The 2,562-nt window shown below is 66.5% G+C and carries 2 protein-coding genes; both read left to right on the top strand.

Annotated features, from left to right (window positions below; all coding sequences use genetic code 11):
* Window positions 1-536: 536 nt before the first annotated feature.
* Window positions 537-1,859 carry a cation:proton antiporter gene (locus tag VN378_RS09905; RefSeq protein ID WP_325743375.1) on the top strand — a complete coding sequence of 441 codons (1,323 nt, stop codon included), beginning with the start codon at window positions 537-539 and terminating at the stop codon, window positions 1,857-1,859.
* 304 nt (window positions 1,860-2,163) lie between these two features.
* Window positions 2,164-2,562, top strand: a 399-nt coding sequence (locus tag VN378_RS09900) for a hypothetical protein (RefSeq protein ID WP_325743373.1), incomplete at its 3' end; no start/stop codon positions are given.

Raw genomic sequence — 2,562 nt, 5'->3', positions numbered from 1 at the left:
CTGGCTGACCGTCGGCTATGGGTGGGAAGCGGACCCAGATCCCGGGGCTGGCGGGGACGGCTAAAGCGGACCAATCTCGCGCGATGCTCAAGCGACGACTAATTCAGCTTTCCCGGCTTCGCGAGATCGGCTGGTCACAATGGGACCCCTTGTGGCTTGGTGACAGGGAGGCATTCAATGGGGGAGATGGCGGTCCGAATGTGGAGGAATACGACAAGCACCTGCTTGAGGTGCTTGCCAAACTAAGGCGAGGCGAGCCGCCCGATGTCGCCATCGCGTATCTCGAAGACGTCGCTCACGGTCTCTACGGAAATCCCGTGGGCAACACGCGAGGCAGAGCCGAGAGGACCGTAACGGCCATTATCGAATACCTTGCGAGCCTGCCCAAAGGGCGACTCAAAGTCCTCTAGGGGTCGTGAGCGGACGGCCATCCACCGCCGGGAAAGGACCTTGGCCTGTCGGCATCCTGGCATCGGGGACATCGACCGGGTCGATATGGTAACGCTATCAAACATCGCCTTTGGGGGAATGCGATCATGTCCGCGGCCGAGCTCAGCATCGTCTTCTTCATCCAGCTGTTCGTAATCGTCGCGGCGGCGCGGCTGATCGGATGGCTCGGCAAGCGCTTCCTCGGACAGCCGCAGGTCGTAGGCGAGATGATCGCCGGCGTCGTGCTCGGGCCGTCGCTGTTCGGCATGCTGCTGCCGGATCTCAGCGCGATGATCTTCCCCGCCGAGTCCAGGTCGATCCTCTACGTCGGGGCGCAGCTGGGCGTCGGACTCTATATGTTCCTGGTCGGCCTCGGGTTCGACCGCTCTCACTTCCGCGCCAACGTCGGCAGCGCCGGCGCAGTGTCGTTGTCGGGCATGGCCGCGCCGTTCCTGCTCGCCCTTCTTCTGGCGCCCTGGCTCCTCTCGGAAGGGCTGTTCAATCCCGAAATGTCGCTGGCCGAGGCCAGCCTGTTCCTCGGGGCGTGCATCGCCATCACCGCCTTTCCGATGCTCGCCCGCATCATCCACGAGCGGGGACTGTCGAATTCGCCGCTCGGCACGCTGTCGCTGTCGGCCGGGGCCATCGACGACGCCTGCGCCTGGGGCGTGCTGGCGGTGGTGCTGGCGATTTTCGGAGCCGGAGCGGCGGTGGCGGTCAAGGCGATCGTCAGCGCCCTGGCCTTCGCCGTGCTGATGGTCGGTTTCGGACCCAGGCTGTTCGCGCGGCTCGGAGCGGAGGCCGAGAAGAAGGGCGGAATCGACAACGCGCTGCTCGGCATCGTCCTGATGCTGTTCCTGCTTGCCGCTTTCGCGATGGATTGGGCCGGCATGCACGCGGTGTTCGGCGGCTTCCTGCTCGGCGTCGCCATGCCGCGCGGCGTGCTGACCCGCGAGATCCGCGCCAGGCTGGAACCGATCACCGTCGTCCTGCTGCTGCCGATGTTCTTCACCTACTCGGGACTCAACACCAAGCTTGGCGTGATGACGGATCCGGCCCTGTTCCTGATCGCGGCGGCGATCCTTGCGGCATCGATCCTGGCCAAGTTCGGCGCCTGCTGGGCGGCGGCCCGGCTCACCGGGCAGGACAACGCCACCGCCCTCGGTATCGGCGCCCTCATGAACTCGCGCGGGCTCATGGAGCTGATCATCATCAACATTGGCCTCCAACGGGGGCTGATCGGCGTGGAGTTCTTCTCGATCATGGTGCTGATGGCGGTCGTGACCACACTGATGGCCTCGCCGCTATTCGAGATCGTCTATGGCCGCAAGGCGCGTCAACGTGGCGAACTGGGCGCTCTCGCGGAGGTCACCGACGATCCGGACGGCGCCGCTGTTTCGACGCGGGGGCCCGCCCCAGGCCCACGCTGAAAGCGTATGGCGGTCCTTCAGAACGTCGCGCAAGAGTCAGAAGCGCGGTATTACAGACGACGGGTCGAACGTCCGCCACGCGTCGAAAGCAGGCCTTGCCGGAGCCGGACCACGACAATCCACCCGGCACACCCTCGACATCGCGCCCTCGATATCCCCGACACCCGATACACCCGCGACAAATGCTGGCAATCCGCCGCCAGCCAGACGACATTGTCGGGCCAGATCATTGATCTGACGGCATTTTCTTCCTGCGGTAGCGTCATGAACGCGCCGCAGGAAGCGGCGGCCTGACAATGGCGGGATGGAAACGACAGACAGCAAGCCCCGCCGAAATCCCTATCGCATCCGCGGCAAACAGGTGTGGACGCTGGTCCGGGCCCGGTACCTGGCGGGGGAGAGCGCGCCGCGGCTGGCGGAGGTGTTCGACCTGACCGTGGCGGCGATCCGCGCGCGGGCGGGCCGCAAGGGCTGGACCAAACGGTCGCTGGCCGAGGCGACGCCGGTGGATCCGGCGGACGCCGGGCTGGCGGAGGTGATAGCCGGACAGACCGACGGGGACCTGACACCGAAGGAGGCGGCGCGGCTGGCGCTGGGCGAGGCGGTGAAACTGCTGCGCGAGGGCCGGATGACGCTGGCGGGAGAGGCCGCGCGGGTGGCCGATGTGATGGGGCGGGCGGCGGCGCGGCTGGACGGCGGGACG

The organism is Brevundimonas sp., assembly GCF_035561115.1.
In the GTDB taxonomy this organism is placed as follows: domain Bacteria; phylum Pseudomonadota; class Alphaproteobacteria; order Caulobacterales; family Caulobacteraceae; genus Brevundimonas.
This window is presented reverse-complemented; position numbering and strand designations above follow the sequence as displayed.